The organism is Bradyrhizobium sp. U87765 SZCCT0048 (assembly GCF_018131225.1).
Taxonomy (GTDB): domain Bacteria; phylum Pseudomonadota; class Alphaproteobacteria; order Rhizobiales; family Xanthobacteraceae; genus Bradyrhizobium_A.
Genome location: NZ_JAFCMM010000003.1, coordinates 454,092 through 480,458, shown reverse-complemented (window position 1 = coordinate 480,458; position 26,367 = coordinate 454,092). Strand labels below are relative to the sequence as shown.

The following is a 26,367-nucleotide window of genomic DNA, read 5'->3' as shown; positions in this document are numbered from 1 at the left end:
CAGGAGCCGACCATGCGTTCGATCGATGCCCAGAACCTGTCCCCCGTCACCATGTCGGCGCAGGAGGTCGATGGCCGTACGCGGTCGGACCTGAGGCGCCGCATCCTGCTGGCTGGTGCGAGCAGCCTTGTCGTCGGCCTGATGCTGATCGGCGGCGACAGTCGTGCGGCGACGCTGAACGGCGCGAACACGCCGGTCGGCGCGCCGAACATCGCGTCGGATGCCGCCGCGCTCGCGGCCCGGCAGGCCGCCGGAATGGCCCAGCAGACGCAGAGCTCGCTGGCGCGGGCGGCACGCGCGCTCCAGGACATCCAGGCGCTGCAGGGCGCCGCGCGTGCGGCGGCTCAGGGCGGTCAAGCTGCCGTGACGGTCCCGAACGGTCTTGCGCCCGGCGGCCTGCAGATGGCGCCGGGAGCGGTCGTCGGATCGACGCTGTGGCGTGGTGCCCAACTGCCGACGCAGCGCGTCGATGCCGCCGGCCAGACCCAGGTCGGCATCCGCCAGACCGATGCGCAGGCGATCCTGAACTGGAATTCGTTCAATGTCGGCGCCCGCACCACGCTGACGTTCGACCAGCAGGGCAACAGCGGCTGGGTCGCGCTCAATCGCATCGTCGGGACTACCGCGCCAAGCCAGATCCTCGGCAACATCAGGGCCGATGGTCAGGTCTACGTGATCAACCAGAACGGCATCGTGTTTGGCGGCGCCAGCCAAATCAATGTCGGAGCGCTGATCGCGTCGACGGCGAAGATCACCGACCAGCAGTTTCTCGGAAACGGTATCTATTCGGCACAGAACGCGAGCAGTTATGTGCCGAGCTTCACCGCCGCGGGCGGCAAGGTCGTCGTGCAGGCCGGCGCGTCGATCTCGACCGCGGCGCCATCGTCGGTGACTGCGGGCGGCGGCTTCGTGCTGCTGCTCGGCAGTGAGGTCGTCAATGCCGGCTCGATCGCGACGCCCAAGGGGCAGGCCCTGCTGGCCGCCGGCGACGATTTCATCCTGAGGCGCGGCTACGGCACGCAGGGCAACCAGTTCTCGACCACGCGCGGCAGCGAGATCGCGCCGGTGCTTTACGCGGGCAGCGCCAGTGGCCGGGTCGCCAACAGCGGCATCGTGCTGTCGCAGCAGGGCGATATCACGCTGGCGGGCCGCACGGTGGCGCAGGACGGTGTCCTGATCTCCACCACATCGGTGAACCAGCGCGGCACCATTCATCTGCTCAACGCGGCAACCGATGCCGCCGGCAGCGTCACGCTGTCCGCCGGCAGCATCAGCGCCGTCCTGCCCGAGATCGACTCCGCCGACACCGCACTCAACTCCAAGCGCGATGCGTTGGTCGCGGCATCCGGGCTCAATGTGCTCGCAACTGGTCAGTTCAACAATCTCTCGACGCTGGCCGATCGGCTCGACCAGTCTCGTGTCGAGGTCGTCACCGGCGGGATCGCCACGTTCCAGAACGGCTCCCTGACCATGGCCCAGGGCGGCCAGGTCGCCGTCAGCGCCGGCCGTCGCGTGTTCGCCGAATCCGGCTCGACCATCGACGTGTCCGGTGTGCAGGGCGCGGTCCGCCCGATGTCGGCCAACCAGGTGCTGGTCAACATCCAGGGCAATGAACTGCGCGACTCGCCGCAGAATCGTGACGGTGGCGCGCTGCTCAACAAGGATGTCTGGATCGACATCCGCAATCTCGTGCTGCTGCCGGCGGGGACCGGCGGCTACGCCGGCGATCGCTACTATACCAGGGGTGGCCTGCTCGAGCTCGGCGGCTATCTCGCCAACACCGCGCACACCATTGGCGAATGGACCGCGGTCGGCGGCACGATCACGCTGTCGGCGCCCGAGGTCGTGGCGCAGCGCGGCGCCCGGTTCGATATTTCCGGCGGCTCGGTCGATTATGCGGGCGGCTTCATCCGCTCCAGCAGCCTGATCGGCATCGACGGGCGGATCTACGGTTTCGACGATGCGCCGGCCGACATGAAGTTCGTGGCGGTGGCCGGCGGCTTCGTGCGCACGCACATGGTCCAGGGCAAGATCGTCCCCGGCCTGACCGAGATCTGGACGAACATGCTCGGGCCGGGATCGTCGTCGCGGTACGAAGAAGGCTATACCGTCGGTCGTGACGCCGGCCGGCTGGTCCTGTCGTCGCCGACGGCGGTGATGGAAGCCGATGTCGTCGCCGATGTCATCACCGGCCAGCGCCAGACCAGCGCGCGCGCCGCCGCCCTTGCCGATGGCTACAAGCAGACCCAGACGGCGGTGCCACTCGCCGGCACGCTAGCGCTCGGGCAATACACCGCGCTTGGCCGGGTCGATCTGTTCAATACCGATGTGAGGATCGGGACGATTGCCGACATCTCGCCGGGCATGGGCGCGAACGATGCCGCGCCAGCCGGCCGCGCCAACACCGCCTGGTTCGACGCGCAACGTCTCAGCGGCTACGGGCTCGGCCGCCTCGAGATCGGCACCCGCGGCAAGATCGCGATCGAGAGCAATCTCACGCTCGCCAATGGCGGCGCGCTCGATCTGACCGCGCCGGTCGTCGACATCAGCGCCCGTGTCACGGCGCATGGTGGCAGCGTCAGCTCGACCAACGCGTTTTCGTCGCAGGTGGTCGGCAATGTCACGCTGCTCACGGGCGGGCTGTCGTCGGTAAGGCTGCGCCAGGGGGCGGCGCTGGATCTCAGCGGCCTGTCCACAGATCTCGGCAGTGGTCCCGGCGGCCAGGGGACGGCCTTTGTCGATGGCGGATCGGTGTCCCTGCAGTCGACGCGCGACGTCGTTCTCGAGCAGGGCTCGGAGATCGACATGTCCTCCGGCGTCGTCTTTCTGGTCAACGGCGCGCTGCAGGGCGGCCGGGGTGGTAACGCCACGCTCATCGCCAACCTCGGCGGTCTCGGCACGAATGGCAACCTCGTTCTCGGCAGCACGCTGCGCGGCTATGGACTCAACGGCGGCGGCGCACTGTCCGTGCAGGCGGGACGTGTGGTCGTCGGTGGTCTGCCCGCGCCGCAGGCCGGCACGCTGGTGATCGATCCCCGGCTTTTCGCCACGGGTTTCGGCAGCTACAGCATCACCGGCAATCGCGGTCTGGCGGTCGCCGATGGCACCCGCATTGATGTCACCATGCCGGTCTATCGGGTCTCCGCGGCCAACCAAGGAGCGGCCAATCCGGCCGCGCGGCTCGAGGTGTGGACGCCGCCGCTCTATCTGGAGAACGCCGCCACCGGCGTCCTGACGCAGCGCAAGGGGGCCAGCCTGTCGCTGCAGGCCGGCAGCAATCAGGCGCTGGCGAGCGACCTGCCGCAGATCGGCCTGACGATCGGCACCAATGCCGTGATCAACGTCGATGCCGGGCAGTCGATCGCGATCGCCAGCGTCGGCCAGTTGACCATGGACGGGGCACTGCATGCGTCCGGCGGCAGCATCTCGCTGAAGACCATCGACGTTGCCGAGATGCAGCAGGATATCGTCGCCGGCACTCCCAACACCCGTTCGATCTGGATCGGCGAACATGCCACGCTCGATGTCGCGGCGGTGGCCGCGACCGCGCTGGATACGCGTGGGCGCCGCTATGGCCTGGTGCGCAATGGCGGCAGCATTGTCGTCGGTGGCGAGATCGATGGCGCGCTCGGGCAGGCGACGGCCGCGAGCCATTTCGTCGTGGTGCGGCCGGGAGCGGTGCTCGATGCGTCCGGCACGGCGGCGGTGCTCGACGTGCTCGGCGCCGGGGCGATCAATGTCGCCAGTAATGGCGGCATCATTTCGCTGGCCTCCAACAATGGCCTCTATCTCGATGGCGCCATGAGCGCGCGCGCCGGCGGCGCAGGCGCCGCAGGCGGCAGCCTCAATGTCGCGCTGCGGATGCGTGAGTACACGACGGTCTCGTACGATGCCGTCAACAATCCGTTGGCTGATCCGGTGGTGCGCGCGCAGCGACTGGTCGTGCTCGCCAGCGCGCAGGGCGCTTCGGTTCTCGCCGCCGGGCTGCAGCCCGGCGCGGCGGATCCGGCACTTGCCTACGGCTATGCGCGCCTCGGCGCGGACGTCGTGGCGCGTGGCGGCTTCGACAATCTCTCCGTCATGAGCAACGCCATCGGTTTTGACGGTCACGTGGCGCTGCACCTCGGACAGAGCCTCAACCTCTACAGCGATCTGCTGATGCCGGTCGCGGGCTCGCCACAGGATGCGCGCATCGCGCTCGACGCAGCTTATGTGCGGCTCGCCGAGGCCAACTATGCCACGACCACGCAGGTTCCCGGCAAGTCGCGCGTGCCGGTCTGGACGGCGCCGCCGGCGCGGCTCGACGTTCATCTCGACGTCGCGGCCAAACTCATCGATGTCCGCGACAGTGTTCAGGCGATGTTCGGCCTGACACGGCTGCAGAGCGACGGCGATCTGCGCTTCCTCCAGGGTGTGCGTCCCTACGCCCCGGCCATCAGCACTTCACTGGTCAGCCCCGGGAGCATCATCCTGCGCGCAGCGCAGGTCTACCCGGGAACCGGTGTCGTCGCACAGGTGCTGGCCGGTTACGGCAGCTCGAACGGACAGACCAGATATGATCCAGCACAGGTGCTGCGCGTCGAGGCGATCTCGGCCGAGGCGCCCGCCCTGCCGTATGCGGTGTTCGGCGACCTGACACTGGCCGCGGCGGTGGTCGAGCAGGCGGGCGTCGTGCGCGCGCCTCTCGGCAAGCTGACCATCGGTGCCGGCGGGTACGAGGGGACGAACACGACCCGGGTGACGCTGCTGCCCGGCAGCGTGACGTCGGTGAGCGGACGCGGCCTTGTCATGCCCTACGGTGGCACGATCGACGGATTGAGCTATCTCTACAATGGGACGGACGTTCGTTTCAACGGCGCCGGCGGCGTCGACGTTGCCGGCAACAGCAGCGTGCTGAAGGTCGGCATCGCCTTCGGCGGCAAGAGCGCCATCGTCGAATCCGGCGCGATCGTGGATCTGTCCGGCGGCGGCGACCTGACCGGGGCCGGCTTCATCAGCGGTCGGGGCGGCTCGGTCGACGTGTTGCGCACGGCGTTCCGCAACGCCAATCCGGCTTACCGCTTCAGCGCGGCGGGCAACGCCGTGTACGCTATCGTCCCGAATTTCAGAGGCGGCTACGCGCCGATCGCGGCCGATGCCGGCGCGGGCAATCCGCTCGTCGGGCGTCAGATCACACTGGACGGCAGCGTGCCCGGGCTGCCGGCCGGGACCTACACCCTGATGCCGTCGACCTATGCGTTGCTTCCCGGCGCATTCCGCATCGAGATCGGCGCGGCGCAATCGCGTTTTTCGATCGCCGGCGCGATGCCGGTCAGCAACGGCTCCTATGTCGCGTCCGGCCGGCTTGGGTTCGCCAACACGGCGATCCAGGACAGCCTCGCAAGCGCGGTGGTGTTGACGCCGGCCAATGCCGTGCGCAGCACCTCGCAGTACAATGAGACGAGCTACGCCAGCTATATCGTTGCCGACGCGGTCAAGCTCGGCGTGCCGCGGGCGATGTTGCCGGTCGATGCCCGCAGCCTGCTGCTGAACCTCAATCCTGGCGCGGGCGCTGCGGCCTTCCGTTTCAATGGCACGGCTTTGTTCGATGCGCTGCCCGGCGGCTATGGCGGGTCGGTCATGGCCACGACCGCATCCGGCGGTGGTGCGAACATCGAAGTCGTTGCGGCGGGCGGAGCCGCGTCGACCGGCTTTGCCGGCGTGACTCTCGATTCGGCCATGCTCAACGCGCTCGGCGCGTCGCGGCTGGTGATCGGCGGCATGCAGTATGTCCAGTATGGTCAGGGCGGACGCCTCGTCGACAGCTATGACAGCACGCCGTTCGTCTACCTGCGCCGGGATGCACTGCTGTCGGCGCCTGAGGTCGTCCTGATGGCCAACGGTCAGAACGCGACCGGAAACGGGATCGTCGTGGAGCAGGGCGCCCGCATCAACACCATCGGCAAGGGCGCGGCGGCCTATGACGCGCGTGACGGCTATGTCTACGCCACCAACGGCAGCTATCTGATGGTCTCAAATGGCGTGCTCGATCTGGTGCCGAGCAGCGCCACGGCGAATGCGGCCGGCAACAGGGGCGTGCGGATCGGCGTTTGCGACACCGGGAACTGCGGCGGGCAGACCGAAATCTACTCCGAGGGCACCATTGCGGTGGTGACGCCGAACCAGTTCCAGATGGACGAGGCGGTACGCTATGGTACCCGCAACCTGACGCTGGCGGTGAGCCGCATCAATCTCGGCGACAGCGCCGTTCTGGCGGACGCCGCCGCGCGCAACGTGCTGCCGAGTGGCCTTGCCATGAACCAGTCGCTGCTCGATCGCCTGCTGCGCGGCGACACGCGTTATGGCGCGCCCGCGCTGCAAACGTTGACGCTGTCCGCGTCCAACGCGGTCAACATCTTTGGCTCGGTGACGCTCGACACGATCGATCCGGCGACCGGAAAGTCGACGCTGGCCAACCTCGTGCTGGGCACGCCGGCGATCTACGGCGCAGGGACCACGGGAGACGTCGCCACCATCCGCACCGGGAATTTCATCTGGCGCGGATCGACGGCGACGCCCGGCGAGATCGTGGCGAGCGGCGCCGGGACCGGCGCCGGCACGCTCAACGTCGAGGCCGAGCGCATCGTGTTCGGCTACGGCGCGAATTCCCGTCCGAGCGGCAACGATATCGATGGCCGCCTCGTGCTCGGCTTCGCCAACGTCAACCTCTCGGCGACCGATCGCGTCACGGCCAACCAGAAGGGGACGCTGTCAGTCTACCAGTCGCGCGGTGCCTATGTGGCGGGGCAGGGCTATAGCTACAGCGGCGGCAACCTCACCATCACGGCGCCGCTGGTGACCGGCGAGGGTGGTTCGGTCAACAGCATCACGGCGGGCGGTGCTCTGCGTCTCGCCGGCGCCGGTTCCGCCAGCGAGGTCAAGACCGATACGCTGGGCGCACAATTGACGCTGACCGGCAACAGCCTGACGCTCGATACATCGATCGTGCTGCCGAGCGGCAAGCTGGCGCTGAAGTCGGCGGGCGACATCATCCTGACCGGTGCATCACGGATCGATATGGCGGGCCGGGAGGTCGCCTTCAACGACGTGCGGAAGTACAGCTGGGGCGGCGAGGTCACGCTCGACAGCAGCGGCGGCAACATCCGTCAGGCGGCGGGCTCGGTGATCGATCTGTCGGCGCGCAACAACAACGCCGGCAGCCTCACCGCGATCGCGCTCGACGCGGCCGCCGGGCTCGTCGATTTGCAGGGCGCGATCATCGGCACGACAAGCGGCCGTTATGACGCCGGCGGCACGCTGGTGCCGTATCGCGCCGGCAGCGCCACCGTCCGCGCGCAGTCGCTCGGCGACTTCGCTGCGCTGAATGTCCGCCTCACCGCCGGTGGCGTGTTCGGCGCGCGCAGCTTCCAGATCAAGCAGGGCGATCTCACCATCGGCAACGAACTGAAGGCCAGCGAGATCAACGTCTCGCTCGACAACGGGCTTCTGACCGTGGCCGGCACCATCGATGCCAGCGGCGAGCGGGTAGGCACCATCCGCCTCGCGGCGAAGCGCGGCCTCACCCTGACCGGAACGGCAGTGCTCGATGCCCATGGCACGGTGCTGCGCGTCGACAGCTACGGCAAGATCATCGACAGTCCGAACCGCGCCATCGTCGAGCTCAGCTCCGGCGATGGCCGGCTGACCCTGGCCCAGGGCGCGCGCATCGACCTGCGCCACGGCACCAATGCGCCGATCGGGACATCGGCGGGCCAGAACGACGGCCGCGCCCGCGGCACGCTCGACCTCAACGCGCCTCGGATCGGCAGCACCGGCAGGACGACCGACGCCGACGCGGCCACGTATGGCGATATCGACATCGACGTCAGCGGCATGCCGAACATCCAGGGCGCGCGGACGATCAACGTCAACGCCATGCAGAGCTATGACGATGCGCCGACCGCGCCGGCCCCCGCGGCCAGCGGCCGGCCCTATCAGGTGATCGACCAGGCCTGGCTCGACAGCAAGCACACCGCCAGCACGACCTTCATCAATGCCGCGCTCGCCCGCGGCAGCCTGACCGCCGGCAAGCTCGCCGGCCTCAACAACGCTACCTACCGCGATGCCTTCCATCTGAGGCCGGGCATCGAGGTCGTGAGCAAGCTGCCGGGGGGCGATCTGGTGGTGCAGGGCGATCTCGACCTGTCCGGCTATCGCTACGCCAGTCTCAATCCGAACTCGCGGCTCACCGGAATTTATGGCTCCGGCGAGGCGGGCACGCTGACGCTGCGCGCCGGCGGCGATCTTGCGATCTATGGCAGCATCACCGACGGCTTTATGCCGCCGCCGGACACACAGGACGACAAGGGCTGGCTGCTGCTGCCCGGCAAGGACTTCACCGGCGGCGATGTTTATATACCGCGCACGGGCGTGGTGCTGGCGGACGGCAGCCGCTTCAGTGGCGGCAAGACGCTGAACTACGATCTGCCGATCAAGGCGTCGAACTTTGCCGCCGGCACGGTGATCCCGGTCGACAGCGCGCTGAGCGCGCCGCTGCAATTGGTTGCGGGCACGGTGTTGAGCGCCAATGTGCGCGACGCGGCGGGCAACATCCTGTTCGCGGCGGGGACGATCGTCGGCGCCGCCATCACGCTGCCCACAGGAACGCGCTTCGATGCCGGGATGACCTTGCCGGCCATCGCCTCGCTGGCGGCATTGACCTGGCCGAAGGGCATCGCCCTGCCGGGGACGGCGGCCTATGTGCTGAATGGGGCGCTGACGCTGCCCTATGGCGCCTATCTGCCGTCGAACACCGACATCAAGCTGCCGGACGGCGTTGCGTCGGTCGATCTGCGGCCCGGTGCCGCCGGCAAGTTGTGGGCGCTGGCCAAAATGCTGCCGGAAGGCTCGCAATCGTGGTCTCTGCGTCTCGTCGCCGGCGCCGACACAAGGGCAGCCGACAACCGCCTGACCGATCCTCATGCTGCGCACGGCGACATCCTGCTGGCGGACCGGCACTATGGTCTGTTCGGCAAATCCAAGCCCGGCGGCGCGCTGGTGTGGACGCAGGAGGGCGTCGACGGCTGGGGCGATCCCAACGATACCTCGGTCTATGTCGGTGCGCCGATCGATGAAGTGGCGCTCGGCTGGGTCGGGATGTGCGGCGCCAATCCCACCTGGTGCACGGTCAAGCCGGTCTACACCTGGACCCAGGCGGCAGCTGACGAACTCACGGAGGCAGGCATTCCCGGCGTCGTCGCCGGTGCGGTCATCACCGACAAGTTCTTCCGCGACCTCGGCCTCGATCTGACCGCCGCTGGCTATTGCACCGATACGCCGTCCCACTGCCTGAACACCGCCAAGGATACGTTCGAGCCGACCGCGGGCAGCACGCGGTTCAGCGTGGCGCGCACGGGCGCGGCTGATTTCGAGCTGCTGGCGGCCCGCAACCTGAACATGTCGTCGTTGTTCGGCGTCTACACGGCCGGCACCTCGTCGACGCCGACCAGCGCCGGCGACCCCTACAATCTGCCCCGGGCCCGCAACGCGCAGGGCAAGGTCCTCGGCGATGCCGACGGCGCCTACGAGAAGTTCGTCGACGGCGGTGCCGCGAGCCTGGCGCGGGCGTGGTACCCGACCGGCGGCGGCAACCTCACCATCCGCGCCGGCGGCAACCTGACCGGCGACCTGATGACCCTTCCGGTCTCCGGCGGCGGCCGGCCGAATGCGTCGGACTCAGGCTACAACAGCGCTGCGGTCGGCAACTGGCTGTGGCGCCAGGGCACCGGGACGATGCTGGGCGGGTCGAAGGACCAGGCGACCGCATGGTGGATCAATTTCGGCAGCTACGTGAACTTCGGCGGCGCCGACAAGATGGTCGGCTTCACCGGCTTCGGCACCCTCGGCGGCGGTGATCTGCGCGTCGAGGTCGGCGGCGATGCCGGCATTCTGGCCCAGCGAACCAGTCTCAACGATCAGCAGATCAACCAGCGCACGCAGGGGCTGGTCCTCGCGGTGGGAAGCACTGGCCGCGTCGGGGCCGACGGCAGCCTGACACTGACGGGCGGCGGCGATCTCGATGTCCGTGTCGGTGGCGCGCTCAACCCGGCGGCGGTCGTGGCGGACGCGCTCTACAACGGCGTTGCGACCAACCTGCGCGGCTCCAGCGCGATCAGCGCCGGTTCGGTCGGCCTGTTGCAGCGTATCTACGGCAATCTCGACACCGCGCAGTCGCCCCGCGAAACCCGCGCCTATGACCTGTTCAGATCATCGCGGGCCGATGTGATCGGTGGCCTGTCGCTGACAGCCGGCGATTCCGTCTTCACGCTGGCCAGTGGGGGCGATCTGGTCATTTCGGGCGTCAGCGATCCCGGCCGCGCCTCCGCGGTCAATGCCACGCCGTTCGTGCGCGGCAGCGATGCGGGCAGCGGCAACAGCTGGTTCTCGCTGTGGACAGGCCATACGGCGATCAACCTGTTCTCCGCCGGCGGTGATCTCGTTCCGTTCAGTCTCGCCGGCAATGTTCCGATGACCGACTCCGGAACCATGTATCCGTCGATCCTCACCGCAGTGGCCGCGGGCGGCAGCCTGTATTACGGCAACGCGACCGCCATGAATCTCAACGGCACGCTTGTCTATGCGCCCCTGCTGCTGGCGCCCTCGGCGGCCGGCAAGCTGGAGTTTCTCGCGGCGGATTCGATCTACGCCGGCGGCTTCACGGTGGCACGATCGAGTGCATCGTCGCTGTCTCTGGCAACGCCGTTCAACCCGGCCTTCTTCGGCACGATCACGGCGACCGGCGCGAACGTCAGCAATCTATCCGCCACCGGCAATCAGGCCCGCCCGGATATCGGGATCAACCCGCTGTTCGCCTTCGGACCGAACACCGCCACGGCGGATGGCGGCAATGGCGATCCCGCGCGGTTCTATGCGGTCAACGGCGATCTGATCGGTGTCGGCAGCGGCCGCATCGTCACCTTCGCGGCCAACGATCCGTTCCGGGCCGGACAGGTCTGGTATCAGGGCGCAGGCCCAGTGCGGATGATGGCCGGGCGCGACATCGTCGGCAGCGGCACCGCTCCGGGCGTCAGCGAGGACGGCAACGGCGGTTACTACAATTCCTACTTCTCCTCGACCGGCAATTTGTTCGTCCACCAGGCCGAGACCGATGTCTCGCTGGTGCAGGCCGGCCGCGACATCGTCTACAGCAGCTTCAATGTTGGTGGACCAGGCACGCTGCAGCTCTCCGCGGGCCGCAACGTCCTGATGGAGAACAAGGCGAGCGTTACCTCGCTGGGGCCGGTGGTGGCCGGCGACGCACGGCCGGGCGCCGGGATCGTCGTGCAGGCGGGCGCCGGCGCTCGCGGACCGGATTATGCGGCGCTGCTGCGCTATCTCGATCCGGCCAACGCGCTGGCGGCGGGACTGCCGCTCGAAGGCTCGGGCAAGGTGGCCCGCACTTACGAGAAGGAGCTCGCAGCCTGGCTGCAGCAACGCTACGGCTTCGTCGGCAGTGATGCCGCGGCGCGCAGCTACTTTGGCGCGCTGGCGCCGGACCAGCAGCAGATCTTCCTGCGCGAGGTCTACTTCGCCGAGCTCACCGCGGGCGGCCGCGAATACAATGACAGCACCAGCACGCGCTACCGCAGCTATCTGCGGGGACGTGACGCCATCGCAGCGCTGTTCCCGGATGCGACGGCCTCCGGCGACATCACGATGTTCGGCGGTTCGGGCGTCCGCACGCTGTTCGGTGGTGACATCCAGCTGCTGACGCCGGGCGGCAAACTCGTGATCGGCACCGAAGGCATCGCGCCGCCGGCAACAGCCGGCGTGACGACGCAGGGCTCCGGCAACGTCCAGATCTACGCCCGCGGCAGCGTGCTGCTCGGCCTGTCGCGCATCATGACGACGTTCGGCGGCAACATCATCGTCTGGTCGGCCAACGGCGACATCAATGCCGGCCGCGGCGCCAAGACCACGGTACTCTATACGCCGCCACGGCGTCTCTACGACAACTACGGCAACGTCAGCCTGGCGCCGCAGGCGCCATCGTCCGGCGCCGGCATCGCGACGCTCAATCCGATCCCGGAGGTCAAGGTCGGCGATATCGATCTGATCGCGCCGCTCGGGACCATCGACGCCGGGGAAGCAGGCATCCGCGTTTCCGGCAACATCAACCTCGCCGCGCTGCAGATCGTCAATGCGGCGAACATCCAGGTGCAGGGCACGTCTTCCGGCATCCCCACGGTGCAGGCGCCTAACCTCAGCATCGCGCTGGCAGCCACGAATGCCACGGCTGCGACGCAGCAGACGGCGGCTCCCGCGACCAGCACCGGCGGCGGGGCGTCGGTCATCATGGTCGAGGTGCTCGGCTATGGCGGGGGCGGCGATGACGACGACACGCGCCGCCGTGGCCCTTCCGGCGATCGCCAGAGCCGGCGCGAGCCGTCAGGCTACGACCCCGACAGCAAATTCCAGGTCATCGGCAATGGCGATCTCAGCGAGCGGCAGAAGCGCGAACTGACGGAAGGCGAGCGCGAACGGCTGTAGACAGGGGGATACCGATGTTGCGTGCGATATTTCACACCGTGATTCCCTGGGCATGGCGCCGGCGATATCGACTTCGTCGACAGGCTGCATCGCCGCCTGTCGGTTGACCAGACCTACCTTGTCGCTCCGGAAGGATTGTTGCGCCAGCCCGAGCCGATTCATCCCATCGCCCTTCACCTGCACCGCCGGCGCGGCCTGTCCTCCCGCCGGCTGCTTGCCGCATTTTGCCGGCAGTGCAGAAAAATCTGACCTGCGATGCAGGTCTCATCACCAGCTTCCGAATTGGCTGGCTGCTCCGCAGATGGCTTCATAGTCTCGCCGATGCGCCGCGTCATGGGCGACGTACCGCGCGACATCCCGGACCGTACTGGGGAAATGCATGTCGGCCGATCGATCGGTCCGGCGGGAAGCGGCATGGGGCGACCAAATGGCACAGGACAATTCAGCGATCGATCTCTCCGGCTGCGCGCGAGCGATGCTTGCGGCTCTGGCGCAGCGCAAGGTATCGGCGGAGGAACTCCTGGCTCTGCATCTCGATCGCATCGATCGGCTGAATGCCGGCGTCAATGCGGTGGTGACGATCGATCGTGACGGTGCATTTGCGCGGGCGCGCGCGGCGGATGTGCGGCGCGCGGCCGGCCAGCCATTGGGCCGGCTCGACGGCCTGCCGATGACGGTGAAGGACAGCATTCGCACGCGCGGCATCCGCACAGTCGTCGGCTTCGAGGCGTTGCGCGACCATGTGCCGGAGGTCGATGCCGGCGTCATCACGCGCATTGTGCGTGACGGCGCCAACGTATTCGGCAAAACCAACGTGCCGACCATGGCGAGCGACATCCAGACCTACAACAGCGTGTTCGGCGTGACCCGCAATCCATGGAGCGCGGCCCATGCGGTTGGTGGCTCGTCGGGCGGCTCGGCTGCCGCACTCGCCATGGGCTTTACGCCGCTCGAGATCGGCAGCGATATCGCGGGCTCCCTGCGGGTGCCGGCCCACGCTTGCGGCGTCTATTCTCACAAGCCGACGCTCGATCTCGTTCCGGAGGAGGGGCATATCCCGCCGCCGCCGGGCATCGTCGGTTCGACCCAACTCGCCACTCTCGGGCCGATGGCGCGCAGCGCGGACGATCTCGCGCTGCTGTTCGATGTGCTGATCGACGATGCGCCGGCCGACCACCCGCGCTGGCGCGCACAACTCGGCGCGCCGCGCCATGCGACGTTGCGGGAGCACCGCATCGCGGTATGGCTCACCGACCCGCGCCTTGCTGCCGACGATGAGACGGTTGCGCTGCTCGAGCGTGTCGGCATCGCGCTGCAGCGTGCGGGCACGCATGTCGATTTCAAGGCACGGCCGTTCTCCGATACCGATGTTGTTGCGGACGCTTATCTGCAACTCGTGCTGCCACTTCTTGCCGGTGATGCGACACCGCAATCGATCGCTGACGCCGTTGCGAGGCTCGAAGCGTCGCGGCCGGTTGCGGCGGCGCACGCGCGGCGGGTTTCACCGGCTGCCGCCACCATGGAGGCGGTGTTCGCCGCCAAGGAGGTGCAGGCGCGCACCACGCGGGCCTGGGCACGCTTCTTCCGGGATTACGATGCGGTGATCTGTCCGGTGATGCCGTCCGCCATCATGGCACACATGCATGACGAGGCGAGCTGGGCGCGTACCGTCACCGTGGCGGGGCGGGAAATCGCCTACTGGGAGCAGGCCCTCTGGTGCGGAGCACTGGCGACGTTCGCCTTCCTGCCTGCGACGGCCCGGCCGATCGCCCGTGCCACGCAGGGCACGCCGATCGGCATCCAGATCGTCGGTCCGTATCTCGAGGATCGCACCACAATCCACCTTGCGGGGCTGCTCGACGAGGTGTTCGGGGGCTTCGCGTCGCCTCCCGTCTGACCGATATGCGCCAGCACCGCGGCGCGACGGGTGTGGTTCACATGTTAAGCAGTCGCTCGGTTCCGGTGTCCCGGTAGTGACAGGGAAACGAGCGTCTGCGACGTCATGGCGAAAGCGCCCGGAACAAAGTGCTCGAAAAGACGTCAGATGAACGGTATAAGAAAGACTCCCAAGGGACTCGGAAAGTCGCGGACGTATTTTCGCTGCGAACTGTCCCTCGGTTTTTCCATGACCTGGCTCTGCTTGATTGATTGTGAACAAACGCAGTTTCGTGTGTGCAAGACCAAGAAGAACAGGCGTGTTGATATCTCGTTGTTTGCTCTGCGATCCGGCCTTCTTTCAGGTGTCCATGCCTTGCCGGCCGAAGGCCATCCTCGATCCGTCATCCGCTGTCGCGTGCCGTCCGCACGATCGACAGGAGCGACGGTCGGGCGGTGCCATGGTCCTGCGAGGGTCAAGCCGCGGGGACGTCGTGTGAGAGAGGCGTTCATGCGCTCTGCGGAGCGGATGATCGGGCAGGGTCATTTGGGGAGGCGCGGATGTCAGACAAGGATCGGATCGAAGCGTTGGGGGATCATATCCAGGCCGGCATCGTCATCGCGTCGCAGCTCAACCACGGCTTTCTCAAACAGCTCCTGACCATGGCGCTGCTCGAGCTGATCGAGACGCGGCCAGATTTCGGCGAAGCCAAGATCGCGCCCGAGCCAGAGGTGCGCAAGGGATTCGGCGCCGAGACCTTCCGGATTGTCGGCGCCTGGGATTGGGACGTCGCTGCCGACCGCGTCTATGCGGATCCCGAGGTGGCGCGCCTGTTCGGGATTGACGAGGAGGAAGCGGCGACCGGGACCACGGTGCAGTCCTTCATGCCCCGCATCGTCGCCGAAGATGTTGGCCATGTCCGTCAGTTGATCGATCAGGCGATGCTCACCGGGGGCGCTTACCGGGCGACCTATCGCCTGATGCAGCCGGACGGCGATGTGACTCACGTCCTGGCGGTCGGCCGGGTCATGCTCGACGACAAGCAGAAGGCGGTCCGTTTCCCCGGCACCATCCTGGAGTTGCAGGGGAGCGAGGGATCGTTCGCCTATGACGGGCCGGAGCCGTTCGATACGCGGCGTTTCGAGGGTATCGCCACGTTGCCGCGCCGGCGCATCGACTAGCGCGGCGCGCTCCCCGGCTGAGCGACGACCTGGGCGCCTTGTCTGCTGTCCGATCTTGCGCCCCGCTCGCGGCCGGGTTCCATCCCGTGAACACAGAGTGCTCCCTGGAACAGGCGCTGCCGTCTGTGCGTTTATTGTTTGAACAAGCGCAGGGGAGTGCATCGTGATGCGCGATGGCATTCATCATCCTCGCGATCCCTGCTACCTCGATCTCGCCGCAGCCTTCGTGCTGCTTGTCCTGGTGGCGGTTGCGCTGGTCCTGACCAGTCGGACATTGACGGCGGTCTCGGTCCAGCCGGTGGGGGTGGGGCTCTTCGTGCGCTGATCGACCCGTGCAAGGAGCCGTCCGATGCCCCGGGAATCCGGACCGCCCAATCTCGGCAACGTTCACCTTACCATCATGGCCTTCGCCACATTGATGGTGGTGATCGTTGCTCTCGCCTTGATCACCACCCTGAATCGCGTGGAGATCCAGCAAACAGCTGCTTCCGAGGCGCCACCAGGCGTGACCGGGCTGGCCCATCCCCATGTGCAGCTGCAGCGTTCACCCACCGAGCCGACCCGCGATCCCCGGGACAGGTAGCGCTGCAGACCCAGGAAGCGAGGCCGCCGTTTTGTCTGCGGGCCGCATTCGCGTCCGAACGGGGGGCTCGCGCCGCTCAAAAAAGCTCTACAGTGCAGGTCGCGCCGCGTCGGCCATGGCCGAACGCCGTGAGAGGGGAGCCTTCGTGAAACTGCTTCTGACCCACACGCCTCAGGCGCGTCGGCAATACTATGGCGACAAGGCGCTTGCAGCGTTGCGGGCGCTGGCCGAGGTCCGGGTGAATGCCGTCGACCTGCCGCTCGATCCAGCCGCGCTGGTGGCAGCCGCCGATGGCGTCGATATCATCGTGGCCGATCGCGCGACCGCCGTTCCGGCGGGCGTGTTTCGCCAGTTGCCGGACTTGCGGGCGGTGCTGCGGGTCGCCGTCGACATCCGTAATATCGACGTCGCGGCCGCAAGTGCGGCCGGAGTGTTGGTAACGCGGGCCAGCCCGGGCTTCATGACGGCAGTCGCGGAGCTGGCGCTGGGCTTTCTGGTGGATCTGTCGCGCGGCATCTCGCGCGCGTGCGCTGACTATCAGGCCGGCCGTCTGCCGCAAATCCACATGGGCCGCGAGCTCGCCGGCGCCACCGCAGGGGTGATCGGTTATGGCGCCATCGCCCGCACGCTGGTGCCGCTGCTCGCCGTGCTCGGCATGCGCGTCATTGCCGCCGATCCCCATGTCCGTATCGACGATCCGGCTGTGGAGCAGGTCTTCCTCCCCGAACTGCTGGCGCGCTCGGACTACGTGATCTGCCTCGCAGCTGCCACGGCCGAGACCGAAAACCTGATCGATGGCGCGGCGCTCGCTCGCATGCGCCCCGATGCCTGTCTGATCAATCTGTCGCGCGGCGAACTCGTGGATGAGACCGCGCTCGCGTCGGCGTTGCGTGAGGGGCGGATTGCCGGTGCGGCCATGGACGTCGGCCGTGCGCCGGATCAGATGCCGTCACCGGCGCTCGCCGCCCTGCCGAACGTCATTGCCACGCCCCATATCGGCGGACTCACGCCGCAGGCTGCACAGGCACAGGCCTTCGACACCGTGCATCAGGTGGAGGCCATCCTGCGCGGCGACCTCCCGCAAGGCGCGGTCAACGCCGCGCAATGGCAGCGCCGGCCAGAGCAAAGTGGTGGCTGAAGCGCGTTCGCTTTCGAGGGAATCGCGAGCGCGCCGTGGTTCGCTTGTTGAGACGCGTCTCGGTCAGGCGAGGCGGTCCAGTTGGCACGAAGCCGTTCGGCGTCAGCCGAAATGTGTGCCGGTCTCGGCCGGCGTGTGGCGGATCAGTCGGGAATCCTCCACCGCGGCCTGGCGGTGCTTCACCGCTTCGCGGTAGACCGGGTCGCGCAGCATCTCGATGAAGGCCTCTGCGCTCGGATACTGCGCGATGAACACCTCGTCCCAGCGTTCGTCCGCCGGCCCGATCAGGGTGAACTCAAAGTTGCCGCGCCAGACGATGCTGCCGCCGAGCCGTCGGAACACCGGTCCGCTGTCACGGCCATAGGCCGCATAGGCTTCCGCGCCGGTCGCCTTGCGACCGTCGGGGTAGGCGGCCTCGGCGCGGAGGCGCACGAGGTTCAGCATGTGGATCGGCCCGACGCGCGGCAGATCCCTGAACAGTTGGTAGCGCTCCCTGGTCGGATCGATATGGCCGTTCATGGCGCGGATCTCCCAATTCCGTGTGGTCGTCCCGCGATCCTAGCGCGCGGATTTGAGAATTTCCCGCTATCTCTCGGCGAGACGCCCAGCTATCTTTGCTGCGGCTGAGAAACCCTGGGAGCTGGTGGATGTCCGTGTCGCTGAAAACCCTGTCGCTTGCCGCCTCGGCAGTCGTCATCGCCGCCATTTCGGCATCTGCTGCGATTGCTGCGGATGACATTCGCCTCAGCTCCAACCAGCGTATTTCCTGCAGCCGCGGCCTCAGCGCCGGCAAGCTGCAGACCTCGACCTGCCGATCGTTCGCCTACATTTTCAACGGCAAGACCTCGGACTATTTCCGTTGTACGGCAGCGATGACCGTCACCAAGGACAATAAGGATTTCATCCAGATCCAGACCGAGGGCGGCAACTGCCAGAAGCGCGAGCGCGTGTTTGCGACCGACTCCAGCTATTCCTTCGACGCGGCGGAGACCGAGGGACCCAACACCAACTCGATCTATGGCCCCGGTGGTTTCGTGATGTGGGTCAGTGACAACACCAAGCTCGCGGCCAAGGCCTGCTTCACGATCGCGGTCGGCGGCACGCAGCCCGACGTGCACCGCTGCATCGACATGAAGTTCGAGTAACCCGCCGCCGCGCCTTCACTCCCCATGTGACACCTGATCATCGCGCCGTCATGCGCGCCATGGTTGCCGTGCGGGTTCCTGTGTTCCGCGCATGTCTGACGATGTGGCATGCGGCGTCCTGCCGCAGCCTCTGTGCATGTTGACCACAGGGGTTCATCCGCTACGTTGCTGACTGTGTCTGGGGAGTTGAATCACATGAAATCGAGGCTAGTCGCAGCGGCGGCCGCCGCCGCGCTGCTTTTGTCGGCGCAGGCCGCATCGGCGCAGCAGTTCATCAATGTGCTCACCGGCGGTACGTCGGGCGTCTACTATCCGCTCGGGGTCGCGATCGGAAAGTTGTTCGGCGACAAGATTCCGAACGTCAAGACGCAGGTGCAGGCGACCAAGGCATCGGTCGAAAACGTCATCCTGATCGAGCGCGGTGGTGGCGAGATTGCTTTCACCCTTGGTGACACGCTTAAGGCCGCCTGGGACGGCGACGAAGAGGCCGGCTTCAAGGCCAAGCTCGGCAAGCTGCGCACCATCGCCGCGATCTACCCCAACTACATCCAGCTCGTGGCCACAGCCGACAGTGGCATCAAGACGCTGGCTGATCTCAAGGGCCGCAGCCTGTCGGTCGGCGCGCCGAAGTCGGGCACCGAGCTCAACTCGCGCGCCATCCTCGCCGCCGCCGGCATGGGCTACAAGGACCTCGGCAAGGTCGAGTACCTGCCGTTCGCCGAATCGGTCGATCTGATGAAGAATCGCCAGCTCGACGCCACGCTGCAGTCGGCAGGCCTCGGCGTTGCCTCGCTGCGCGACCTCAGCAACTCGTCGGCGATCAACGTGGTCGCGATCCCCAAGGCGACCGTCGACAAGATCGGGCCGCCGTTCGTCGCCGTGACCATCCCGGCTAAGACCTACACGGGCCAGGAGGCCGACGTGCCGTCGGCCGCGGTGATCAACTATCTCGTCACGAGCTCGGCGGTGTCCGACGACCTCGTCTATCAAATGACCAAGACCATCTTCGAGGGCCTGCCGGAGCTGGCGAACGCCCATGTCGCCGGCAAGGACATCAAGCTGGAGACCGCCGCGAGCGGCAGTCCGGTGCCGCTGCATCCCGGCGCGATCCGCTACTACAAGGAAAAGGGCGTCCTCAAGTAAGGACGCCCACCATGCCCGCGTCAGCGGGCTGACTGGCCGCCGCGCCCCGGCAACGGGGCGCGGCGCTTTCAGGGCAGGGGATACGCGAGATGGCGCACGCGCATGGCACGGCGGAGCCGGTCAAGGTCGAGCTCGACAATTTCGAACACGGCTTTCCTGACGGCTTCGGACCCGGCTGGTGGGGGCGTCTCGCCTATGCCATCGGCATCGCCTTCGCCGTCTTCCAACTGGTGATCGCGGCCTGGAACGTGCTGCCGAGCCAGGTGGTACGTGGCGTCCATGTCGGCTTCCTCCTGCTGCTGACCTTCGGATTGATCGGCAACTTCACCGCCAGGAGCAATGTCGGCCGTGCCGCCGGCTGGTTGATCGGTGCGCTCGGCTTCTACTGCGGCCTCTACCAGTGGCTGTACTACAAGGATCTCATCCTGCGCGACGGCGATCCGTCGCGGCTTGATCTCATCGTCGGCTCGCTGCTGGTGGTGCTGATCTTCGAGGGAACGCGGCGGATGATGGGCCTCGCGCTGCCGCTGATGTGCGGCGCCTGCCTGCTGTACTGGTTCTTCGGCCAGTATCTGCCGGCGCCGCTCAATCACCGCGGCTACGACTTCGACCAGATCATCGGTCACCTGTCTTACGGCACCGAGGGCTTTTACGGCGTGCCGATCTATGTGTCGGCGACCTACATCTTCCTGTTCATTCTGTTCGGCTCGTTCCTGGAGCGCGCCGGCATGATCCAGCTGTTCAACGATGTTTCGCTGGGCTTGTTCGGCGGCACCCGCGGCGGCCCGGCCAAGGTCGCGGTGTTCTCTTCCGGCATGATGGGCACGATCTCGGGGTCGGGCGTCGCCAACGTCGTGACCGTCGGCCAGTTCACCATTCCGCTGATGATCCGCTTCGGCTATCGCCGCGCCTTTGCTGCCGGCGTCGAGGCCACCGCCTCGATGGGCGGCCAGATCATGCCGCCGGTGATGGGCGCGGTGGCTTTCATCATGGCCGAGACGCTCGGCGTCGAGTACGCCGTCATCGTCAAGGCGGCAGTGATCCCGGCGATCCTGTATTTCGCCTCGGCGTTCTGGATGGTGCATCTGGAGGCCGGCAAGTACGGCCTCGAGGGCATGAAGCGCTCGGAGATGCCGAGCGTGCTCAAGGCGCTGCGCGACAAGTGGTTCCTGGTGCTGCCGCTGGCGGCGCTGGTCTACATGCTGTTCGAGGGCTTCACGCCGCTCTATGCCGGCACCATGGGCCTGTCGCTCACCGTCGGCCTCATCCTCGGGGCGAGCATTGCGCTCGGGCTGCCGAGCCAGGCGCTGCGCGTCATTTTCTGGATTGGCCTCGCGCTGGTGGTCGGCGCGCTGCTGCGTCAGGGCCTCGACATCCGCTTCGTCGCCGGCGTGATCGCGGCGCTGGTGCTGGCCTGCTTCGTGACGAAGGGGGGGCGCGCCACGCTGGCCTCGTGCCGGGACTCGCTTGCCGACAGCTCCAAGTCGGCGCTGACCGTCGGCATCGCCTGCGCCATCGTCGGCACCATCATCGGCATGATGACCCAGACCGGTGTCGGAACCATCTTCGGCAGCTGGGTGATCGGACTCGGCGCCAAGAGCCTGTTCCTGGCGCTGGTGCTGACCATGATCCTGTCGATCCTGCTCGGCACCGGCATCCCGACGATCCCGACCTACATCATCACTGCGGCGCTGGCGGCGCCGGCGCTCGCCAAGCTCGGCGTGCCGCTGATCGTCAGCCACATGTTCGCGTTCTATTACGGCATCATGGCCGACCTGTCGCCTCCGGTGGCGCTGGCGGCGCTCGCCGCGGCGCCGATCGCCAAGGAGAACCCCGACAAGATCGGCTGGGAGGCGATGCGCATCGCGCTGGCCGGCTACGTCATCCCGTTCATCGCGGTGTATTCGCCGGCGCTGATGTTGCAAGATGGCGATCCGATGGCGCTTCAGATCGGCTTCTATGGCGCGGTCGCCTATGCTTTCGTCAAGGCGTTGGCGGCGATCGGGCTGTTTGGCATCGTCGCCATCGGCTTTCTATTCACCCGCCTGTCGGTGCTGGAGCGCGTCGTGGCCTTCGCGGCGGCGATCTGCCTGTTCGGCGAATTCGCCTACAGCGATGTCGTCGGCTATGTCGTCGGCGCACTGGTCGTGGCCTGGCAGTGGCGTACGCGCACGCGCGCTGAGCCGGTGACGGCTTGAGGAACTGACGCGTTGGCGCTCTGCCTCGCCTCCGCCGGCGCTGCCAAGGTGCTGCAGGTCACGGCGTTCATGCTGGTCTGGACCCATTCGGTCGAGAAGGTCGACTGGCAGGAGGACTGGCGGATCGACGGGCAGGGCCTTCATCTGGTCGAAGCGCGGGTCAAGGGCTCGGGGGCGGGCATGGAACCGGCTCCGGACGCCCGCCTGGTCGACGGCTGGTGGCGCTGGGCGCCGCAGGTCAAGACGCCCCCGGAGGTGGTTCTCGGCAATTCCGGCGCCGCCGGCGAGTGGCGGATCTGCGTCGAGGGCGCTTGCCATCCCCTGTCCGGGGTCATGGGCTATCCGGTCGGCCTCGGCACCACAACCCTGCGGGCCTGTGCCGACCCGCCTTCCTGAGCCGCGCCGGGCGTCTGCAAGAAAATATTTCGCCGGCCTGTCGATCCCTTCGAAGCCCGTTCGACTGGGTGGTGAGCTATCCTGCTCGCCAACCCATGGAGCCACCCATGCAATATCTGCTGCTGATCTATCAGAACGAAGCCGAGAACGCTGCGCGTGCGGACGCCGACAAGGCCGCTCTCTCCAATGAGTACGGCACTTTCACCCAGGGCATCATCCAGAGCGGCCACTTCAAGGGTGGCGAGCGGCTGCACCCGACGGCGATGGCCACCACGGTGCGTGTGCGCAGCGGCAAGACGCTGACGACCGATGGCCCATACGCGGAAGCACGCGAGCAGACCGCCGGTTACTACCTGATCGACGCCAGGGATCACGACGATGCCTGCACCATCGCCGCCCGGATTCCGGGAGCGCGAAATGGTGCGATCGAGGTCAGGCCGATCTGGCCGCATACCTGATCGCGGACATGGGCGCGAGGCCTGACCCGTCGTCCGGCCTCTGCTCACCGCAGCAAAAAGTTTTGTCGCCGCGGTCGATCTGGAGGCAATTGGTTCGACTGACCGGCGAGCTATCCTGCTCATCACTGGAGTGACTTCACATGCAGTACCTTCTCCTGATCTTCCACAACGAAGCCGAAAGCGCATCGCGGTCGCCGGACGAGAACGCCGCGCTGACCGCCGAATACGGCGCGTTCACCCAGGCCATCGTCCAGAGCGGCAACTACAAGGGCGGCGAGCGGCTGCGGCCGTCGCGCGAGGCGACGACAGTGCGTGTCCGCGGCGGCAAGAGCCTTGCCACCGACGGTCCGTTCGCCGAGACCCGCGAGCAGCTCGGCGGCTACTACCTGATCGAGGCCAGGGATCTCGACGAGGCCAATGCGATCGCAGCTCGCATTCCGGATGCACGCACCGGCGCCATCGAGGTCCGGCCGATCTGGCCGGTGATGTGACGCGGGGTGCCGCGTGAACACTGGCGCCATCGAGCGGGTGTTTCGCGACGAGGCGGGCAGGGTCCTTGCGACCCTGATCCGCCTCGTCGGCGATTTCGAGCTGGCCGAGGAAGGCTTGCAGGAGGCATTTGCCGCAGCCCTGCGGCAATGGCCGCAGGACGGCGTGCCGTCGAACGCGCGTGCGTGGCTGGTCAATGTCGGTCGTCACAAGGCGATCGATCGTCTGCGCCGCCGTGTCGCCTATCGCGAAAAGCAGCGTGCGCTTGCGATCGAGGCCGCTATCGCGGGCGAGGCGGCGCCGATCGACAGGGACGATGTGCTCGACGACGACATGCTGCGGCTGATCTTCACCTGCTGTCATCCTGCACTCAACCTGGAAACCCAGGTTGCGCTGACATTGCGCGCCGTCTGTGGCCTGTCCACCACGGCGGTGGCCCGCGCGTTCCTGGTCGCCGAGGACACGATGGCGCAGCGCCTGGTGCGGGCGAAGACCAAGATCCGCGTGGCGCGCATCCCCTATCAAACGCCGGACGCCGACCAGCTCGGCGAACGCATCGAGGGCGTGCTGGCGGTGGTTTATCAGGTTTTCACCGAAGGCTATGCGCCGACCACCGGCGGCGATCTCACCCGCGCCGATCTCTGCGGCGAAGCGATCCGGCTCGGCCGGTTGTTGCGTCAACTGATGCCGCAGCGCGCGGCCATTGCGGGGCTGCTGGCGCTGATGCTGCTGCACGACGCCCGGCGCGACGCCCGCGCCTCGGCGGAGGGCGACCTGATCCAGCTCGAATTCCAGGATCGCGGGCGCTGGAACAGGGACCAGATCGGGGAGGGAGCCGCGCTGGTCAATGCGGCGCTGCGCGCACCGGGCATTCCCAGCGCCTATGCCGTGCAAGCGGCGATCGCGGCGTTGCATGCCCAGGCCGGCAGCTTCGCGGCGACCGACTGGCGGCAGATCGTCGGCCTCTACGAGGTGCTGCTGAGGCTCAATCCGTCGCCGGTCGTGGCGCTCAACCATGCTGCCGCGGTATCCATGGTGGATGGCCCGCAGAAAGCGCTCAACCTCGTCGATGCGCTGGCCGCGCGTGAGTCGCTTGCCGGCTATCATCTGCTGCCGGCGGTCCGCGCCGACCTGTTGCGCCGGCTTGGCCGCCGCGATGACGCGTGCGCGGCCTATCGCGCGGCGCTCACGTTGGTACGGCTCGATCCGGAGCGCCGCTGGCTGACGCGGCGGCTGGCGGAACTCGAGGCGGATGGGTAGCGGTGCTGCCGCTCGCCTCTTGAACCGGACGGTGTCCGCGCGCGACTATCCGGACGCATGGCGGGACGTGGAGTCCGGGATGAGGTCGATCGCAGCGGTTTGCCGGTGGTGCGCGGTTCTGGTCGCCTTCGCGGGCGTCCCGGCGCGCGCCGAACCGCCCGCCGAGCCGGTGGCCTGCATCGCAGACAGCAAGGCATTGCCGGAGGCGCTGATCGGCGCCTGCGCCACGGTGATCGATGCGCCGGCGACGGCGGATGCGGCGCGCGGTGCGGCGCTGCTGGTGCGCGCCGGCGCATTTGACAGGCGCGGCCAGACCGCGGATGCACTGGCCGACCTCGATCGCGCCATCGTGCTCGATGCCGCCAACGCACGTGCCTTCCGCCTGCGCGGCGAGTTGCGCCGACGTTTCGGTGGCAATCTCGCGAGCGCGCTTTCCGACTTCGATGAAGCCATCCGCCTTGCCCCGGACGATGCCCGCGCGTACGACGGCCGCGGCAACGTCTACAACAACATGCGTCAGTACGACCGCGCCATCACCGACTACAACGATGCGCTTCGTCTCGACCCCGCCAATGCCCAGGTGTTTTCCGATCGCGGGGCGGCCTACTACTTCAAGGGCGACTTCGCCGCCGCGGTACAGGACTATGACTCGGCGATCCGTCTCGATCCCGGCCGCGCCCAGACCTTCACTAATCGCGGTGCCGCCTACAAGAAGCTCGGCCGTGCGGATCTCGCCCTTGCCGACGAGAGCGAGGCGATCCGCATCGATCCGTCGGTGCCGGAGTATTTCGACAATCGCGGCCTGTCCTATGCCGGCCAGAGCGACTACGACAAGGCGATCGCCGACTATGACGCGGCAATCCGCATCCGTCCGAAGGCCAATTTCCTGACCAATCGCGCCGACTCATATCAGTTCAAGGGGGATCTCGATCGCGCGTTGGCCGACTATGATGCCGCGCTGCGGCTCGATCCGTCGTTCGCGCTCGCCTACGCCAATCGCGGTGTGGTGTGGCGCAAGAAGGGCGAGCGCGTGCGTGCGCTGGCCGATTTCGATGCTGCGCTGAAGCTGAATCCGCGCCTCGAGGCGGCGATCACCAACCGCAAGTCGCTGGCGCTGGAGATCGAACGCGTCGGCGCCCAGATGCCGTTGCAGGGGGCGGTGAAGGCGGCGGCGGTGGCCGCGACAAGCACTGTGGCCGCAGCGGCGGCGCGGCCGTCGTTCGACTGCGCCACGGCGCGGCGCGCGGTGGAAAAGGTGATCTGCGCCGACCCGCGGCTCAGCCAGCTCGATCATGATCTCAACGCCGTCTATACGCGCGCCGTGAAAGCGGCGGATGGTCGTGCGGCGGCGACACTGCGTCAGCAGCAGCGCGATTTCGTCGCGACGCGCAACGCGTCGTTCGGCAGGCCGGACTACGACGTTCGCGCCGCTATGGAAAAGCGTCTCGCCGACCTTCGCGCAACGGCACCGGCGGACTGACACGTTCCCCACGCAGAGTCACGGGAGCACGCTGCCACCATCGTACCCGTGTCCGCGATCTTAACATTGACGGGTTACGTTAAGATCGCTGCGCCGTTGACGCCGCTCCGCTGCGCTTTTCAAGTGGCGCCATGGCGATCGGTGACGATACCTATTCGACAGATACGCGCGGTCGTCGCGTGCTGCTCGGCCTCAGCTTTGCCGAGACCACCGAATTCCTGCGGCTCGAGACGGCGATCGCCGATCCCGACGTTTTCATCAGCATGATCGCGGACGACTGGCGCTCGCCCGCCGAGCGGCGTTGGCTGTCGCTCTACGAAAAGCATCTTGTGGCGCTGCAATTGCGGCACGAAAGATCACGGCCACAATGACCGGGCCGGCGCGCGTTCGGATGCATTGGCGGATTGCATCTCATACCAATGGCCACCCCATTGCGGCTTGAATTGATGCCTTTTCCCGTGACAATGGCGGCCAAAATCCGGCTCCGTGAAC

At 67.2% G+C, this 26,367-nt stretch carries 16 protein-coding genes; 15 read left to right on the top strand and 1 reads right to left on the bottom strand.

The window, feature by feature from the left end; genetic code table 11:
- Positions 1–51 precede the first annotated feature (51 nt).
- The 6 genes from JQ639_RS20785 to JQ639_RS20760 all read left to right on the top strand — a co-directional run bounded on the left by JQ639_RS20785 (position 52) and on the right by JQ639_RS20760 (position 17,306).
- Complete coding sequence (locus JQ639_RS20785) at positions 52–12,528, top strand: filamentous hemagglutinin family protein (protein ID WP_211968526.1); 12,477 nt, start codon at positions 52–54, stop codon at positions 12,526–12,528.
- A gap of 427 nt (positions 12,529–12,955) precedes the next feature.
- The gene (locus JQ639_RS20780) at positions 12,956–14,425 is read left to right on the top strand and encodes an amidase family protein (protein WP_211968164.1); all 1,470 of its coding nucleotides are present in this window, start codon (positions 12,956–12,958) and stop codon (positions 14,423–14,425) included.
- A gap of 539 nt (positions 14,426–14,964) precedes the next feature.
- Complete coding sequence (locus JQ639_RS20775) at positions 14,965–15,585, top strand: PAS domain-containing protein (RefSeq protein ID WP_211968163.1); 621 nt, start codon at positions 14,965–14,967, stop codon at positions 15,583–15,585.
- A 166-nt stretch (positions 15,586–15,751) separates the two neighbouring features.
- Entirely contained in the window at positions 15,752–15,910 is a 159-nt protein-coding gene (locus JQ639_RS20770) for a hypothetical protein (RefSeq protein ID WP_211968162.1), read from the top strand.
- A 24-nt stretch (positions 15,911–15,934) separates the two neighbouring features.
- Entirely contained in the window at positions 15,935–16,168 is a 234-nt protein-coding gene (locus JQ639_RS20765) for a hypothetical protein (protein WP_211968161.1), read from the top strand.
- 145 nt (positions 16,169–16,313) lie between these two features.
- Complete coding sequence (locus JQ639_RS20760; protein ID WP_211968525.1) at positions 16,314–17,306, top strand: NAD(P)-dependent oxidoreductase; 993 nt, start codon at positions 16,314–16,316, stop codon at positions 17,304–17,306.
- A 102-nt stretch (positions 17,307–17,408) separates the two neighbouring features.
- Here the strand turns inward: JQ639_RS20760 and JQ639_RS20755 are convergent, their stop codons facing one another.
- Positions 17,409–17,825: a DUF1330 domain-containing protein gene (locus JQ639_RS20755; RefSeq protein ID WP_211968160.1), complete on the bottom strand. Its 417-nt coding sequence runs from the start codon at positions 17,823–17,825 to the stop codon at positions 17,409–17,411.
- Positions 17,826–17,953: 128 nt separating this feature from the next.
- On the opposite strand from JQ639_RS20755, the gene JQ639_RS20750 reads away from it, so the two are divergent.
- The 9 genes from JQ639_RS20750 to JQ639_RS20710 all read left to right on the top strand — a co-directional run bounded on the left by JQ639_RS20750 (position 17,954) and on the right by JQ639_RS20710 (position 26,246).
- On the top strand, positions 17,954–18,451 hold the full coding sequence (locus JQ639_RS20750; RefSeq protein ID WP_211968159.1) for a hypothetical protein: 498 nt from the start codon (positions 17,954–17,956) through the stop codon (positions 18,449–18,451).
- 195 nt (positions 18,452–18,646) lie between these two features.
- Positions 18,647–19,594 carry a TAXI family TRAP transporter solute-binding subunit gene (locus tag JQ639_RS20745; RefSeq protein WP_211968158.1) on the top strand — a complete coding sequence of 316 codons (948 nt, stop codon included), beginning with the start codon at positions 18,647–18,649 and terminating at the stop codon, positions 19,592–19,594.
- Between the two features lie 89 nt (positions 19,595–19,683).
- The gene (locus JQ639_RS20740) at positions 19,684–21,792 is read left to right on the top strand and encodes a TRAP transporter permease (RefSeq protein ID WP_211968157.1); all 2,109 of its coding nucleotides are present in this window, start codon (positions 19,684–19,686) and stop codon (positions 21,790–21,792) included.
- Between the two features lie 12 nt (positions 21,793–21,804).
- Positions 21,805–22,188, top strand: coding sequence for a DUF1850 domain-containing protein (locus tag JQ639_RS20735; protein WP_211968156.1), 384 nt, complete (start codon positions 21,805–21,807; stop codon positions 22,186–22,188).
- A 107-nt stretch (positions 22,189–22,295) separates the two neighbouring features.
- A complete protein-coding gene (locus JQ639_RS20730) occupies positions 22,296–22,646 on the top strand; it encodes a YciI family protein (protein WP_211968155.1) in 351 nt (116 codons plus the stop codon).
- A gap of 140 nt (positions 22,647–22,786) precedes the next feature.
- Positions 22,787–23,137, top strand: coding sequence for a YciI family protein (locus tag JQ639_RS20725; protein WP_211968154.1), 351 nt, complete (start codon positions 22,787–22,789; stop codon positions 23,135–23,137).
- Between the two features lie 13 nt (positions 23,138–23,150).
- Complete coding sequence (locus tag JQ639_RS20720; RefSeq protein WP_211968153.1) at positions 23,151–24,395, top strand: RNA polymerase sigma factor; 1,245 nt, start codon at positions 23,151–23,153, stop codon at positions 24,393–24,395.
- A gap of 79 nt (positions 24,396–24,474) precedes the next feature.
- Positions 24,475–25,875, top strand: coding sequence for a tetratricopeptide repeat protein (locus JQ639_RS20715; protein WP_211968152.1), 1,401 nt, complete (start codon positions 24,475–24,477; stop codon positions 25,873–25,875).
- A 131-nt stretch (positions 25,876–26,006) separates the two neighbouring features.
- Positions 26,007–26,246 (top strand): hypothetical protein, encoded by a 240-nt coding sequence (locus tag JQ639_RS20710; protein WP_211968151.1) that lies wholly within the window; start codon positions 26,007–26,009, stop codon positions 26,244–26,246.
- Positions 26,247–26,367 lie beyond the last annotated feature (121 nt).